General features: G+C 62.0%; 1 protein-coding gene. It reads right to left on the reverse strand.

Annotated features, from left to right (window positions below; genetic code table 11):
- Positions 1-405: 405 nt before the first annotated feature.
- Positions 406-640 (reverse strand): hypothetical protein (locus AACY49_RS29865; RefSeq protein ID WP_339527799.1); only part of this gene is annotated, 235 nt, incomplete at its 5' end.

Below are 640 nucleotides of genomic sequence, written 5' to 3' on the forward strand. Positions count from 1 at the left end.
CGCGCGGGATGCTGGCCGGGGCGGCTCTTAACTGGCGCATGCTTCCGGTTGCGATCTTGATACCTTTTCTCGACGGACTGGTTGTTTGCACGCTCGGCTTCGGCGTCGGCGCATTCGTGCGGCGTCGTCAAGCGCGGGCTCATCGCTGATGCCTCGCTTGATAGATTGGCTCGCTCGCAACCGCTATGTCCTGATGGCGTTGCTCTTTCTTGTCATGATAGCACTGCAGGTGCGGACGCTGGCTGAACTTGACAGTACGAAGCGCTCCGCCGCCGGTGCTGAGATTAGTGCCGCCCAAGCGGAAGCTACGGCAGAGGATGCGAAAAAGGCAGCGGAGACCACGTGCGATAAGATTGTCGGCTATGGTGATCGCTGTTAGCAGCGTATGATTATGTTCCTGCGGCATCAGTAAATGCCGTCCGAACCGGACACGCCATAGGCATTGCCTGACGCACCGCCGCCCGACTGGCCTTTGTTGCTGTTCGCCCAATCAACGCCGTGCGCCGCCGCGCCGAACATGCCCTGGACCAACGCGTTCGATCCGGCCGAATAGGCTTGCGCGCCCTGGATACGCAGGCCGCGCGCCCTGGATGCCGCTTGCCGCCGAATGGTCAGCGCGTCGAGCGTGGCGTTGATCTGG

This window comes from Pseudomonas sp. EL_65y_Pfl2_R96, assembly GCF_963970905.1.
Lineage (GTDB): Bacteria > Pseudomonadota > Gammaproteobacteria > Pseudomonadales > Pseudomonadaceae > Aquipseudomonas.